General features: G+C 29.6%; 13 protein-coding genes. 6 read left to right on the top strand and 7 right to left on the bottom strand.

Annotated features, from left to right (window positions below; genetic code table 11):
* Positions 1–83: 83 nt before the first annotated feature.
* Positions 84–683 carry an RdgB/HAM1 family non-canonical purine NTP pyrophosphatase gene (gene rdgB, locus BT0_RS01220; protein WP_011772203.1) on the bottom strand — a complete coding sequence of 200 codons (600 nt, stop codon included), beginning with the start codon at positions 681–683 and terminating at the stop codon, positions 84–86.
* A 229-nt stretch (positions 684–912) separates the two neighbouring features.
* On the opposite strand from rdgB, the gene BT0_RS01215 reads away from it, so the two are divergent.
* The 3 genes from BT0_RS01215 to BT0_RS01205 are packed head-to-tail and all read left to right on the top strand — an operon-like array spanning position 913 to position 2,972.
* Positions 913–1,938 (top strand): M23 family metallopeptidase, encoded by a 1,026-nt coding sequence (locus tag BT0_RS01215; protein WP_041178433.1) that lies wholly within the window; start codon positions 913–915, stop codon positions 1,936–1,938.
* Entirely contained in the window at positions 1,939–2,481 is a 543-nt protein-coding gene (locus BT0_RS01210; protein WP_011772201.1) for a bactofilin family protein, read from the top strand.
* On the top strand, positions 2,478–2,972 hold the full coding sequence (locus BT0_RS01205; protein WP_011772200.1) for a YaaR family protein: 495 nt from the start codon (positions 2,478–2,480) through the stop codon (positions 2,970–2,972). Before BT0_RS01210 ends, BT0_RS01205 begins: the two co-directional genes overlap by 4 nt.
* Before the next feature lie 85 nt (positions 2,973–3,057).
* Here the strand turns inward: BT0_RS01205 and BT0_RS01200 are convergent, their stop codons facing one another.
* The 5 genes from BT0_RS01200 to BT0_RS01180 all read right to left on the bottom strand — a co-directional run bounded on the left by BT0_RS01200 (position 3,058) and on the right by BT0_RS01180 (position 9,537).
* Positions 3,058–4,620 (bottom strand): glycerol-3-phosphate dehydrogenase/oxidase, encoded by a 1,563-nt coding sequence (locus BT0_RS01200; RefSeq protein WP_011772199.1) that lies wholly within the window; start codon positions 4,618–4,620, stop codon positions 3,058–3,060.
* Between the two features lie 41 nt (positions 4,621–4,661).
* Positions 4,662–5,678 (bottom strand): glycerophosphodiester phosphodiesterase, encoded by a 1,017-nt coding sequence (gene glpQ, locus BT0_RS01195; RefSeq protein WP_011772198.1) that lies wholly within the window; start codon positions 5,676–5,678, stop codon positions 4,662–4,664.
* Positions 5,679–5,751: 73 nt separating this feature from the next.
* On the bottom strand, positions 5,752–7,116 hold the full coding sequence (gene glpT, locus BT0_RS01190) for a glycerol-3-phosphate transporter (protein ID WP_011772197.1): 1,365 nt from the start codon (positions 7,114–7,116) through the stop codon (positions 5,752–5,754).
* Between the two features lie 104 nt (positions 7,117–7,220).
* Positions 7,221–8,714 (bottom strand): glycerol kinase GlpK, encoded by a 1,494-nt coding sequence (gene glpK / locus BT0_RS01185; protein ID WP_041178564.1) that lies wholly within the window; start codon positions 8,712–8,714, stop codon positions 7,221–7,223.
* Between the two features lie 61 nt (positions 8,715–8,775).
* The gene (locus BT0_RS01180) at positions 8,776–9,537 is read right to left on the bottom strand and encodes an MIP/aquaporin family protein (protein WP_011772195.1); all 762 of its coding nucleotides are present in this window, start codon (positions 9,535–9,537) and stop codon (positions 8,776–8,778) included.
* Positions 9,538–10,350: 813 nt separating this feature from the next.
* On the opposite strand from BT0_RS01180, the gene BT0_RS01170 reads away from it, so the two are divergent.
* Together BT0_RS01170 and BT0_RS01165 are read left to right on the top strand one after the other, a co-directional pair.
* The gene (locus BT0_RS01170) at positions 10,351–10,953 is read left to right on the top strand and encodes a deoxynucleoside kinase (protein WP_041178432.1); all 603 of its coding nucleotides are present in this window, start codon (positions 10,351–10,353) and stop codon (positions 10,951–10,953) included.
* A gap of 69 nt (positions 10,954–11,022) precedes the next feature.
* Positions 11,023–11,787: a hypothetical protein gene (locus BT0_RS01165; protein ID WP_041178431.1), complete on the top strand. Its 765-nt coding sequence runs from the start codon at positions 11,023–11,025 to the stop codon at positions 11,785–11,787.
* Here the strand turns inward: BT0_RS01165 and lnt are convergent.
* Entirely contained in the window at positions 11,751–13,304 is a 1,554-nt protein-coding gene (gene lnt / locus BT0_RS01160; protein WP_011772191.1) for an apolipoprotein N-acyltransferase, read from the bottom strand. The genes BT0_RS01165 and lnt overlap by 37 nt on opposite strands.
* Positions 13,305–13,460: 156 nt before the next feature.
* Here lnt and BT0_RS01155 point away from each other — a divergent pair, with 156 nt between their 5' ends.
* Complete coding sequence (locus BT0_RS01155) at positions 13,461–15,467, top strand: hypothetical protein (protein ID WP_181005557.1); 2,007 nt, start codon at positions 13,461–13,463, stop codon at positions 15,465–15,467.
* Positions 15,468–15,480 lie beyond the last annotated feature (13 nt).

Genomic DNA, 15,480 nt, shown 5'->3' with positions numbered 1-15,480 from the left:
CCATTTTAAATCTTTACTTGTAATTTTACAATTGAGTTGAATACTTGATTTATGTTGTTTTTTAAAATCTGTTTTTTTTGGTATCAATTCAAAGATTGCATTAAAAATTTTTTAAATTTAGCAAATGCAATTCCTCTATGGGATATTTTGTTTTTTTCTGTAAGAGTTAATTCACTGAGTCTTTTATTATTTGCAGTTAAAAATATTGGATCATATCCAAATCCGTTTTTTTTGTAACAATCAATATCCAAAGCAATTGTTCCATTGAGGATGCCTTCAAAATTGGTTATTGTTCCGTCTATAGAGATATGACTAACTATACATATAAAATATGCTGTTCTATTTTCTTTGTCTTTCATTAAGTCTATAATAAGATGGTTTTTTTCATTTGTTCCTAGTTTTTTTCCTAATTTGTATTGATCATATCTTTTAGAATAAATTCCAGGTTCCAAATTTAAAGCTTTTATGCATAATCCAGAATCCTCACTAAAAACAGGTTTTTTTTTATCTAAAGATTCAAATAGAGTTTTTGCTTTGAGCAAAGAGTTTTCTTTAAAAGTTTTACCTGTCTCTTTTACATCGAAGTTTTTGGGAATTTTGATTTTTATGTTAGGTATATCTAAAATTTGTTTTACTTCGTTTATTTTATTTATATTAGTAGTTGCAAAGAATAATGTTTTCATTGTATATAATAATAAATCATTTATGTATATTTTTGGTATTTCTATTGTACTTATAGAGATAATTTATGATTTAATGGAGATAGTGATTATATGGAAGATAAATTTTAGAATTTGGTGGTGTTACTTGGTATTAAACATTAAAATCATTAAATCAGAATTTGTGGCTTTCAAATAGGTTTTAAATGTTGAAATCTCTATTGATTAGTGAATAAGTGGTGAGGGGTTTGTGATGAGAGACAGAAAAGGTTTTAGAATTTTATCTTTTTTTAAAAAATTAGATAAGATCTTTTTTACGATTTTTAGTTCCTTTCTTAAACTTTTAAGTAATGTTTACTCAATTTTTAGGCAAAATATTAGCTTTATGATTATTCCTCATGTTAAAGGGGATGTTAAGAATATAAAGATTTCTTTCTTAACTCTATTTTTATTTTTTTTATTTTTTCTTTTTATTTTTATAGGGTTTGTTTTGCTTTCTATTAATTATGTTACTCTTAAATCTATTGTTAAGTCTACTGAGAAAAATTATGCACTTGCTGAATCTGAAATTGAGGATTTTAGAAACACAGTTGTAGAAATTAATTCTGTTGCTAGTAATTTTTCTAAAGTTTTGGATGAACTTAACGTTTCCTTAAAAATAAAAGAGAGTAATATTGATCTAAATCGAAGTAAATTAGATGGGGATCTTGCGGATTTTCTTGATTTGCAAATGTTAGAAGCTAATGCACTTAAAGAATTAAATGATCTTAAGAATGTTAAGAATACAATAGAAGGGTCAATTTCTCCCCTTAAGAGTATTGTTAAATTACTTCATTCTCAAAATAAATTATTAAATGATATTCCTTCGCTTTGGCCGATTGTTAAAGGAGATGGTATTGTTTCTCTTCATTTTGGTCCGGCTATTGAGCCTTTTACCAGACAATGGTATATTCATAAGGGTATAGATCTTGCAGGTGTGAGAATTGGAACAGCTATTGTGGCAGCTGCTGATGGTGAAGTTATTAGAGCTAGTTATCAGGTAACAGGTTATGGTAACTTTGTTCAAATTAAGCATAAGTATGGACTCTCGACTCTTTATGCGCATATGTCTCGTTTAAATATTTCTAAGGGTTCTTATGTTAGGAAGGGCCAAGTAATTGGTTTTCTTGGTCAAACAGGGTATTCAACAGGTCCGCATCTTCACTATGAGGTTCGCATAGGATCTCAAGTTGTAAATCCTGATATGTATTTAAATTTAGCAACGGGGGCTTCAAAATAAATGTTGAATCTATTGAGTATTAAAAAGGATAAGAAAATTTCGTCATCTTTTATTTTTGCTGATGTAAAAACAATTGTTGGAAAAGGTGATTTTTTTAAAGGAGAACTAATTTCAAATAATTTTATTCGAATTGATGGTGATTTTTTAGGCACTATTAATTCTACTAAAAGAGTTATAATTGGAGAGGCAGGACGAGTTAAGTCAAATATTAATGCAAATGAGGTTGTTGTTTCTGGAATAGTTCTTGGAAATGTGCAGGCTAGCAATAAAATTAAGATTTTTCAGTCAGGATGCATTATTGGCAATATTTCATGTAAGTCAATTGAGGTTGAAGAAGGAGCAATTATTGATGGGTATATGAATATTGGTATTGGAAGTCTTAGTTTTTCTGAAAAAGATGTGTTGATTTATACGGGTTCTTATAAGGTTGATGAAGATGTTTTAATTGAAGTAAATAAGGAAATGAGTCGGGAAGAATCAACTAAGGATGCTTGCATAGATGAGTGTGATAAGTACTTATTTGATGACGAGCAAGATAGATGAAGATTAATAATTTGGTTGCAGGAGTTTTAAATCTTGATTCAAAAGATTATAAGGCCGCAAAGAAGAAAGTTAATGTCAATAGAGCAAATATTTTTTCTTCGATATTTAAAGCCGAACTTGTAAGAGAAGATAAGCATTTTATTGTTTTTGAAAATGGTGAATTTAATCTTGAATTAATTAAAGATATGTTAGACAAGATTAATGATGTTGGTGAAAAGCTGTTAAGTGAACCTTCTCGTCAAAATGTAATTTTTTATAAAAAAACTATAGGAGAATTTTTATCTATTGTTTTATCATTTTCTATTTCGCTTAAAGAACAAAAGGGAGGTAATAATGGAGAGCTTAAAAGACCCAAATATCGCATTATTAGGATTATTAATGAAAAGCTTGATAGGCTTGCTTATTCTGTTTTGCAAAATCAAGTTTCTCAGATTAAACTTTTAAGCAGTATTGAGGAAATTCAAGGATTGCTTATAAATTTGCTTAAGTGAGATACTCTTTTCTTTATAAAATAATATAAGCTTATGATACATGAAAATTTTAAAATATGAAGGATTATATCATATCCTTTATATTTTAAACTAAATATTTTGTTGCTACCTCTTTAAAGTTTTTTATTTGCTCTGTTTTCCATTCTTTAGATTTGCCAAGTTTATGCATCATAATTTCAGCGACCTTTGGTGTGGATTCAATTGTGGCTTTTGCATTAAAAAGTAACGATCTTGTTCTTCTTGATAAAATGTCTTCAACAGTTTTTGCTTGTTCAAATTCAATGGCAAAGGTTATTTGGGCTTCATTTAATGGCAAGTCTGTGTGAATCTTTTTGTTAAAGTCTTTCATTTGACTTAAATGTTCGAAATCACTTCCATAAGCTCTAAAATATTCAGGAATTTTAAGTGCTTCTTCTCTTTCTATATACCCATGCAGCTTGAGGTTTTCTGTTATAGACTTTGAATCAGGTATTAAATTTTCTTCTATTGCTCTTTTTAGAACTTTTTCAGCCATCTTTCTGTAAGTAGTATATTTCCCTCCGGCAATTGTAATGAGATTTGAGTCTGATACAAATATTTTATCGTTTCTTGATATTTTTGAGGTATTTTTTTTCTCTTTGGGAGCTACTATTAAGGGTCTAATTCCTGAGTAAACACTTAGAATATCATTTTTTGTTATTTTAATATCTAAGTAGTTATTTATATTTTTTATTATGAATTCAATTTCACTCTCTAGTCTTTTAGGCTCTTCCTCAATTTTGTTTATTGCAATATCTGTAGTTCCGCAAACAATGACATCATACCAAGGTACAGCAAATAAGATTCTCTTATCACTTGTCTTAGGCATTAGCATTGCGTATTCGGTATGTAGTTTATCTTTGTTAATTACTAAATGTGTTCCTTGGGAAGGTTTTATAATGTTAGCTGCATTAGTATCATCTAATTTTCTGATCTCGTCTGCAAAGATTCCTGTTGCATTTATTATGCATTTGCTATTAATGATAACTTGTTCTTTAGTCATTCTATCTTTAATAATAGCACCAGATATTTTGCCATTTTTTTTGATAAAATTTGTGGGTTCTGTATAATTAAACGCAATTCCTCCTTTTTCAGTGAAAGTTCTAAGCATACTTATTGCCATTCTGGCATCATCAAATGAAGCATCGTAGTATAAAACAGAGCATTTAAGACCTTTGGTTTTAATATTTGGCATTTTTTCTATTGTTTTGGATTTTGATAATAGCTTTGTTTTATACTGAGATTTTTTATGCTTGCCAAGAAGGTTGTGATACCAACTTAATCCGAAATAGTAGTAAGGAATATTTAAAATGTTATATATGGGCGTAACAAATTCACATTTACTAACTAAGTGGGGTGCATTTGTTTCAAGTAAAGCTTTCTCATATAAGGCCTCTTTGACTAAAGGCACATTTAATTGTGCTAAATACCTTACGCCTCCGTGTATTAGTTTAGTTGATCTAGAGGAAGTACCTTTTGCATAATCAAATTTTTCAATGAGTAAAGTTTTGTATCCTCTTGTAATTGAGTCTATTCCAATGCCAAGGCCAGTTGCTCCTCCTCCAACTATTATTAAGTCAAAATCTTGATTATCAATATCTCTTAATTCTTTTTTTTTATTTTTACCCATAAAAATCAGATATTCTCCTTATTAAAATTATAGTTATCGTTTTATTGTTTTACAAACTTCACTACTGTATCAGTAAAATCTGTAAATAGGCCATCTATTTTAGCTTTGTTAAATAATAGATCTAATAGCTCATTTGCATCTTTTACATATGAAGGTAATGAGTCAATTCTAAATGTATAAGCATGAACCTCCATGTTATATTTGTGAGCTAAACTTGTTAGATCTGTTATTTTTCCATCAATTATAATTTGGGGTATCCAAGGTCCAATTCCATCGGCATATTTTGCAACCTCTGTCATACCTTCTTGTGATTTTATGTATTCATAGTCTGTTGGTGCTTCATCCCAGTCATTTTCGCCAACAAGCATTATTAATTTTCCTTGATATCCAAGTTCTTCCCTTATTCTCTTTAATTCGTCAAAGTCGAATGTTTGAAGATAAATTTTGTCTTCTTTTGACTTATATCCATATTTATTTAAAATTTCTATTACAATTTTAGAGATATCTTTACCTTGTTGTTTATGCCATAAGGGTTTTTTAATCTCAGGGTAAATTCCAACGTTTCTTCCTGTACTTTTGTTTAATCCTTGTATAAATTGTATTTCTTCCTCTAAAGTTGGGATTTTAAAGTTATATTCGTTTAAGGGAAAACGGTTGGGATATATTGGTTTTCTGGTTTCTAGATCAAATCTTTCGCTAAGACTTAGTGATTTAAGCTCATCTAGTGTAAAATCAACAGAATAGTATCTTCCGTTTTCTCTAGCTCTTTCAGGAAATAGTTTTGCAACATTTGTTGTTGTATCAAGTTCTGGGTCATGCATTATAATAGGAACATTATCTTTTGTCAAAACGATATCTTGTTCTAGGTAGTCAGCTCCTAAAGCATAAGCGAATGCTTTAGCTTCTAAGGTATGTTCTGGTAAATACCCGCTAGCACCTCTGTGAGCTATAATTAATGGTGGTTTTTTGTTTGTCATACTCATTTTTTCATTCTGACAGGCAATGATGAGAAAAATATTCATTGTAAGCATTAATAATTTTGTTTTAATTAATTTCATTATTTAACCCCTTATATTGTGATGATTACCTTATTATAATATATTTACTTATTAAGCTTCCATATTTATATAATTATTGTTTATTGGTATTATTAATTTTTTTCTCTTGCTTGAGTGTTAAACTTATAAATAGTATTGAAAATATGCAAGCAGTTATTAATAGATAAAAATAAACATTCCAATTAAAGTGTTGCAGTACAAGACCTGTAATAGCGCTAGCAGTAACAGAACCTCCTATATATCCAAATAATCCTGTAAATCCTGCAGCAGTGCCCGCAGCTTTTTTGGGTGCAAGATCAAGAGCGTGAAGACCAATAAGCATAACAGGGCCGTAGATTAAAAATCCTATTATTGCTAAGAGAATAGTTGTAAGTGTTGGATTATTTTCTGGTAGTTGCCAATATATAATTATTGTAATAAGAGCAGCGGTCATAAAAATTATTCCAGTCTCAGATCTTCTTCCTTTAAAAATTTTATCAGATATCCATCCGCAAATTATTGTTCCAGGGATAGCTGAAAATTCATAAAGGGAATATGCCCATCCTGAATTTTTGATGGAAAAGTTTTTTACTTGCGAGAGATATGATGGTGCCCAGTCTAGGACTCCGTATCTGACAAAGTATATAAATGCGTTAGCAGTAGCTATGTACCATAGCAGTTTATTGTTAAGGACATATTTTATAAATATATCTTTTGCATTAAGTTCTTTTTCTGCCTCTTCTGTATAGTCGTCAGGATAATCATTTTTATATTCTTCAATTGGTGGTAATCCTACAGATTGAGGTGTATCTCGTAGTGTAATGAGAATAAATATTGCAATTCCTAATACTAATATTGCTGGTACATAAAATATGGCTTGCCATTCTTTAAAGTGAATTAAAGCCCAAGCGGATATTATTCCAGCTGCTCCTCCTCCTATATTGTGAGCTAAATTCCAAGTAGCTACAGTTATTCCCCTTTCTTTTTTTGCCCACCAGTGAACCATAGTTCTTCCGCACGCAGGCCATCCCATGCCTTGAACCCATCCATTTGCAAACATCAAAATAAACATTAACATTATCGCAGTTGTGGGGTCGAGTAATTGCCATGAAAATAATCCAAATAACAAGGTAATTATTGCTGTAAGCAGTAGTCCTAGTGCTAGAAAATATCTAGGATTGCTCCGATCTGAGATATTTCCCATAATAAATTTAGAAAATCCATATGCAATTGAAACTCCAGATAAAGCTATTCCTAATTGGCCTTTATTGAAACCTTCTTTTTCGAGCTCTGGTATAGCAAATGAAAAAATTTTTCTAGTTAAATAAAAACCAGCATATCCAATGAATATTGAAATAAAGATTTGCAACCTTAACTTTTTATATAGTGAATCTTCTATTTCTTTGTGTACTCTCTTTATGTGAGGTGCTGGTTTTAAAAAATCAAATAACTTCTTCATAATTTAACATCTCCGTTGTATTTATCAAATATTAATTTTATATATTACGTTTATAACTTAAGAAATACTAGTCTTTGGATTTTAACAAATTAGTAATATAAATGTTATTGGATCCAATCCTTTGCTCTCTTAATAGCTTTATGCCAATTATAGATTAAATCTTCTCTTTTGCTATTTTCCATTGAAGGTTCAAATATTTTATCTGATTTCCAAAGACTTGTAATCTCTTCAGTACTTTCCCAATATCCCACAGCAAGTCCTGCCAGATAAGCAGAACCAAGAGCAGTAGTTTCTGTAATTTTTGGTCTGACAACATTGCACTGTAAAATATCAGCTTGAAATTGCATAAGTAGATTATTTTGACTGGCTTTTCCATCAACTCTTAGTTCTTTTATTGCAAAACCTTGAATTGAGTTTTGCATTTCGGTTAGTACATCAAAGCTTTGCAATGCAATGCTCTCAAGAGCGGCTCTTGTAATGTGTTCTTTTGTTGAGCTTCTTGTAAGTCCAATAATTGTTCCTCTGGCATAAGAATCCCAATGAGGTGTTCCAAGGCCTACAAATGCTGGTACAAAATAAACACCCCCATTATTATTTACTGAGGCTGCCAGTGCCTCTGCATCACTATTTTTTCTAAATAATTCTAGATTATCTTTTAACCATTGAATTACAGCTCCTCCAATGAAAACACTTCCCTCAAGAACATAAGTTATTGAATTTTTTCTTCCCCATGCAATTGACGTTAAAAGTGTTTGTTGTTCATTAATAATAGGGTTTTTTCCTATATTAACGGTAACAAAGCAACCAGTTCCATAGGTATTTTTAGCCATTCCTTTTTGAAGACATGCTTGTCCAAATGTTGCTGCAAACTGATCACCCGCAATTCCTGAAATAGTGATTTCTGTCCCCAGTATGGAAGAGTCGGTTTTTCCATACACTTCGGAACTTTGTTTAAGTTCAGGTAGAATTGATTTTGGGATGTTTAATATTTGCAGTAGTTCTTCGTCCCATTCAAGTGATTTAATGTTTAAGAGTAGGGTTCTTGATGCATTAGAATAATCTGTAATATGTATTTTTCCTTTAGTAAGGTTCCAGACTATCCAAGTATCTATTGTTCCAAAACATAATTCTCCCTTTTCTGCTCGTTTTCTTGCTCCTGCAACATTATCCAATATCCATTTTATTTTTGTACCGCTAAAATAAGCATCTAATACAAGACCTGTTTTTTTTAAAAAATTTTTATCTTGTCCTCTTGCTTTTAATTCATCGCAAAGTTGTGCTGTTCTTCTATCTTGCCAGACTATTGCGTTATAAATTGGATGTCCTGTTTGCCTATCCCAAATAATTGTCGTTTCTCTTTGATTCGTAATTCCAATTGCTTCAATTTCATTGGGAAAAGTTCTTGCATTTGCTAAAGCTTCTGCCATGACTCCTAATATTGAGCTCCATATTTCGTTTGGATTATGTTCAACCCAACTTGGATATGGATAAATTTGTTTAAATTCTTTTTGTGCAAATCCTTTTATGTTTGCTTTTTTGTCAAATATTATTGCTCTTGAACTAGTTGTACCTTGATCAATAGATAGAATATATTTCATATTCATTGTTCCTCCTTAGCATTATTGTTATAACCAATGTTAGCTTGAATTGTATTTAGGATCATTCCTTGTCTTCTAAGGTAAATTCGTAAACTATAGCACCTAGGATAGTACCAATTATTGGACCTAATATAGGGATAATGAATACGTTCATTTCGTCAAAACCGTGATTTTTAAAACCGGCTAGTAGTAGTAATATTCTTGGTCCCAAATCCCTTGCTGGATTAATAGCGTAACCATTCATTCCCCCAAAGCTTATTCCAATGGCTAAAACTATTGATCCAATAATGAAAGGAAAAAATGGATTTTGAGTGTCTCCTTTTATAAATTTTCCAACAACTAGAACTAAAAACATTAGTAAAAATGTTCCAAATATTTGGTCAATAAATCCAGGCCAAAAACCAGGGACAGCGGGAAAAGTTGACATGATTCCTTGGGTATTTTCAAATGCAGGATCTATTTCTATCCATTTTGGGTAAAATACAATTAATGTCATTAGAGCCCCAGAAAATGCTCCAAGTATTTGTGCTGAAATGTAGTGAAAAAGTTTTGCCGTTGGAAATCTGCCAATAGTAGCTAATCCAATGCTAATGGCAGGATTTAAGTGTGCACCACTAATTCTTGCTGCTGTATAAACCCCAAATGTTACACCAAGTCCCCAGCCAAGTACTATATTTGTATAGCCTCCCTTTATTATTTCTCCAGTTACAGAAGGGTTTGATGGGAATAAGGTTGTCATTGCTACAGAACCTGTTCCAAGTGCCAGTAAAATAAATGTACCTAAAAATTCTGCAATAAATTCTTTAAATCGTATATAAATCATACTTTAACTCCCTTATATTACTTAAAATCTAATTTGAAATTAACTTTTTATATTTTTTCAATTTACATGGTGTTTTTTTATAATTTTTTATTTTCATTTTCTCTCATAATATTTTTTTAATATGTACTAGTTATGTTGAATTTGTTAAATTATTGCCAAATATGAAAACTTTAGTGAAGTCTTTTTATGCTGACTAATTGCTCTTTTTTCATTTGATATTTCAATATTCATTATCTTAGAATTTGTGAAACTTGATATAAGACCATTGATATGCTCTTTATATTTATTTTTGTAGCATAGGTTCTTATTCATTAATAAATTTTTTGTTATCAAGGGGATGAGATTATGAGTTATAAATTTGTGCCAATTGTGACCATTGCCTTTTTGGTCGTTTAAAATTATATGATTTGTGCTGTATAAATTAAAACTTTTGATTAATTCTTTGATTTTATTTGTGAATCTTTTTGAGATGAAAAATTTTTTACATCTTTCCTTTATGGATTTTTTAATTATTGCTTTAAACAGTGTTATTTGACTATTTAGATTGTATTTGCTATTCATTGAATATTCTCCTGAATTTAAGCATTAAAGTATATGAAATTGTTTTGTATATTAGAGATTTTATTTTTTATTGTTGTTAATGTCAATAATTTAAAAATATGAATTTACCAATACTTGGTTTATGTTTTTAAACATTTTATTACTTTATGTTTTTTTAATAATTTATGTTTTTATTTGTTTAAATGATGTTGTTTTTAATTATTATTAATGTTAGTTAGAAAATATTAGTTAGAAATTTTGGAGGCAGGTTTGGTGATTGTAATTGAGGGTTTAATTGGAGTAGGAAAAACTACGCTTGGACATGTTTTGTCTAAGGAGTTTAATATTCCTTTTTACAGTGAATTAAATAATGAATTTACATTGTCTATGTTAGATAAATTTTATAAGGATAAGTCTAGGTGGGCTTTTTTAGTTCAGATTAATTTTTTAAATGAAAGATTTAAGCTTATAAAGAGTATATTTAAGACTAAGGGAGGGATACTTGATAGATCTATTTATGGCGATCGTGTATTTGCTTCTCTTTTAAATGATAGTGGATATATTTCCAATGATGAATATAAGATATATCTTGATTTGCTTGATAATATGCTTGAACATTCTCAGAAACCTGTATTGATGATTTATCTTGATTGTAGCGTTGATGAAGCTGAGCGTCGCATTAAAAATAGAAATAGGAGTTTTGAGACAGGCATTCCTAGAGAGTATCTTGAAGGTCTTAATGAGAAATATTTAAGTTGGTATGATAGTTATGATTTATCGCCTAAATTGAGCTTTGATTACAATAGCATAAATATTTTTGATGATAAACACAAAAGCAAGCTTATTGCTTTCATTAAAGATAAACTTGTAATATAATTATTTATAGATGATTTATGGTTGTATTTTTGTTTTTTTGAGGATGACTAGATTTTATTGGAGGTTAGTATGAAAAAATTGGTGTTATTGTTTTTTTCTTTTGCTTTTATAAGTTTATTTGCAAAAAATGGTTCTGTAGTTGATGAGCAACAAAAGGAACTTGCTATTTTTTATTATGAGGTTGGGCAGCGATACATTGATGTTGGTAAAGTTAGAAAGGGGAAAATTTTTCAAAAAAAGGCTTTGGAGATTTATCCGAGACTGAAAGAAGAAGTTAATCTTAAAGTCGCTGTAGAGGAAATTGATTCTAAGATTAAATTGGAGGGTGAGACCAACTTCCTTGCATTTGATGATGTTAAACTTGATGATATTCCAGGGATAATTCATAGTAAAATTGAAATTAGCGAAATAACAAATGCTCCTAAAATAGAATATATTGCAAATAGAGAGAGAGAGAAATATAAAGAACAAGCAGTTAAATTTCAGTTTAGTAAATTTGTAAGAGCTCTTCTCTTGCAGGATTTAAATTTACTTGATTCTGTTGTGGCCGATGAAGTGAAAGTGTTGGGTAGAATTGAGCCTAAAACTGATTTTATTTCAAGTTTAGAGCTGGTTTCAAATGATATTAGTAAGGACGATGTAAGTTATCTTGCAGTTGATGATTTTTATGACCTCAAATCTTTAAATATTATAAAAAATACAGATGTTTCTTATAGTGTTAGAGTTAAAGCTAAGAAAAATGATGTTACTAAAAATATTCCATTTTGGAGAGATGTTCAAACTTTATGTTTTGAAAATCAGGATGATAAATGGGTACTCTTTTCAATAAAATAGAATCTTAGTGTCATGATTACAATTACTATTGCCAAAACATATATAAATAGGTCTCCAATGTGTTCATAGATTGTTGTGAATCTTGGAGGCAATTTTATTCTTGATATTAGATATCCTTTTTTGAATGTTGCTAAACTTTTAACATTTTCCCCATATTCATTTATTATAGCAGTGATTCCGGAATTTGTAGCTCTAACGGTTTTGATTCCATTTTCTATGCTTCTAAATTTTGCTACTACAAAATGTTGCCATTCTGATGAATCTGTATGTGACCAAGAATCATTTGAAAAATTTAATAGTAGATTTGCGTTTTGTTTTTTGTAATTTCTTGCAAGGTCTGGGAATGCATCATCATAGCATATTAAGAGTCCCAAATTGAATTTTTTGAGTTTAAAGATTTCAAGTTTATTGCCGTTGATTTGTCCTGTAATGTTAAAGTTTTGACGGAAGAATTTTCTTACAAATTTATATTCATAAAATGGTATTTTTTCTGAGAATGGAACTAAAAATATTTTAGAGTATATATTTTCTATCTTAAGGTTAGGTTTTATTGCGTAAACTGAATTTTGATGTGTTAATGATCTTTTATCTGGTTTTGAAGGTGAACCAATGACAAAATGAGCTTTGCTGTTGCTTATTAGTTCATTTACTGAATCATATAATTCAATCAATTCTTCATCATAATAAATGTAATCTTTGTAAGAATTGAATGGCAAGGCTAATGCCCCTTCGCTCCAAAGTACAAGTTCTGTATCAGGATGTTTTCTTAAGGCTTGTTTTGTAAGCTTTATAGATGTTTGAATTCCTTTTTTATGATTTCCAGGTAGCCATGGGTCAATGTTAAGTTGGATTGCTGCAATATTTAGAGTGTCTATTTCTTTGTTTAAGATTGGATTTAATTCTATTTTTTTCATGATTCCGTAAGCAAAAGATGTACTTACTAATAGAACGGAGAATAATACGTTTAATGTGTTTATTTTGTTTTGTCTTATTAAAAAATTTGCAATTCCTGCATTAAAAAAGTAAACGATGAAGCATACAAAAAAGACCCCAAAAATATCAGCTACTTGTATAAGGTCATTGAAGTTGTTTACCATAAAGGCTGAGAATCCCCAAGGATATGCTGCGAATCCAATTGATTTTGAATAATCATAAAATGTGAAAAGTATAGCTAAAGTCAATGTTTTATTTTTAAAAGTTTTTAATGCATAGTATAGAAAATATCCTAAAACGAAAGCGTAGGGAATATATCCAGATACTGCTCCTAAGAATGTAATTAGCCCAAATGAATGAAAAAATGCAAGCCAAAAATTTTGTAGACTATTAGCTACTAAAAAGTAAAAAATTGTTAAACCGATGAGAGTTTTTTTATCTTTTACTTTAATTAATGCAATGAAAAGTGGTATATATGCAACTAGACCAATACTTGAATATCCCATATTTTTTATTTCATTTGGAATTGCCAGAGTGGTAAGCATTCCAGAAAATGTGGCTAGTAAGAAATATCTTGTTTTCATTTTCCCTCTTTTTTTACTGATATTTATCTATAAAAATATATGGCATATTAAGTGGTACAGATATTAATATGCCATATTGCATAGTATAATATATATAGTATGTTTTGTATAACAATATCAAATTTATATAGTATTTGTTTAAGTATAAAGAGAATGATTTTAATATTTAATTTATTTGTTTTATTTTTTTTGAGTACATTTGTTTTAAATTCTCAAGGTATAGTTACCAACAAAGATGCTCAGGAAGAATTTAAATTGGCACTTAATTCTTATAATAATGGGCTTTATGATGATGCTTTATTATCTTTTAAAAGAGTTTTAAGTTTTGATCCAAGTAATCTAGATTATCGTTTTTGGATAGGTAATGTTTATTATAGGTTGGGATATGTTGAAGAAGCTTTGAGGGAATGGCGCAATCTGCAATCCCAAGGGTATAAGGCAGCTTATCTTAGACAGTTAATATCTATAATTGAACAAAGAAGAGGTATATCATTAAGTAATGAACTTGATGTTGAGAGATTTATTCAAGTTGCTTTTCTTAATAATTCTATTTATAGACGGCCAAATGGATATCAGATTACCTCTTTAAAAGCTGATCAATATGGTGGGTATTATGCTGTTAATTTTGTAGGAAATGAAATATTACATTTTGATGCTAACAATAATGTTAGTGTTTTGATTAAAGATGGAATCACTTCTTTAAAGTCGCCTTATGACGTAATTGAACTTGGTGACCTATTGTATGTGACACTTTGTTCAAATGATGAGATTGGCATATATGATAAAACTTTTGGTATTAAAAGGGGTTCGATTGGGAAAAAAGGCACTGATCCTGGTGAATTGCTTGCTCCTCAGTATATGACAGTTGATGAGAGAGGTTATATTTATGTTAGTGAATGGGGCAATAAGCGGGTAAGTAAATTTGATGCTAAGGGAAATTTTATTTTGCATTTTGGTGTTAAAACAGTTGGATATATGGGGCTTTTAGGTCCAACAGGTGTTACATATTTAAATGGAAATATTTATGTTGCTGATACTTCGAAAAATTCCATTGAGGTTTTTGATACTAGTGGTAATCATTTATATTCTATTGCAACTTCTCTTGAGGGAATAGAAGGTCTTAGTAGTGATTTTACAGGCAATAATATTATTATATCTTCAAAGTATGGTGTTTATAAGTACAGTGTTTTAAGAAAGACATTTGTTAAGCTTTTAAAAGCAGATAAGATTGATTCTAAAATTTCATCTTCAATTATTGATGTTAATAATCAAGTAATTGTTTCAGATTTTGATAATGCTCAGATTTCGGTTTATAAAAGTGATGTTAGTGTTTATGATAGTTTAAATGTTGATGTACGTCGAGTAATTAGGGTCGGAGGTCCTAAAATTTATGTTGAACTTAATGTTAGTAATAGAAATGGCTTGCCAGTTATAGGTCTAAAGAGCGAAAATTTTGCGATTGCTAATGAAGAATATTATATTGTTAATCCTAAAATTGCTTATGATATTAATACTTCTAATGATATGAATATTGCAATTGTTTTTGATAAGTCTTTTGCTATGAAAAATTATGAGTCAGAACAGATTATGGGTGTAAATACTCTTATAAAGTCTAGAGCGAATAAAAAATTTAGTTTTATAAATGCAACAAGTGTGCCTTTAGTAGATAATATTGAAAGTTTATTAAGTACTATTCATAAGACAAATTCTCTTGGAGCTTATGATTCAAATTATGTAAAGACTGATGTTAGTCTTAAACTTGCAGGTTCTGAGCTTATGTCAAAGAGTGCAAGAAGAGCTGTGCTTTATTTTAGTAATGGAAATTTAAGTCGTTCTGCTTTTAATAGATATTCTATAGATACTATTTTAAGTTATTATAAGAATAATGATATTAGATTTTATTTGATATTATTTGGCAATAATCCTGTTGATTCTAAATTACAGTATTTAGTAAATGAAACTGGTGGTGCAATTATTCCTTTTTCATCTTATGAGGGAGTATCTAGGGTTTATGATTTAATGATGAAACAAAAAACAGGTACTTATTTGCTTGAGTATGATTATCCAGGACTTCAAGAACCTGATGGTTATTACAATCTATCTGTTGAGGTGAATTTTAATCAACAAATAGGTAGAGGCGAATTTGCGTATTTGGTTAATTAGATTTTAATTTTAT

Source organism: Borrelia turicatae 91E135 (assembly GCF_000012085.2).
In the GTDB taxonomy this organism is placed as follows: domain Bacteria; phylum Spirochaetota; class Spirochaetia; order Borreliales; family Borreliaceae; genus Borrelia; species Borrelia turicatae.
Note: the sequence above shows the minus strand (reverse complement) of the source record. Positions and strands in the feature narration are given on the sequence as shown.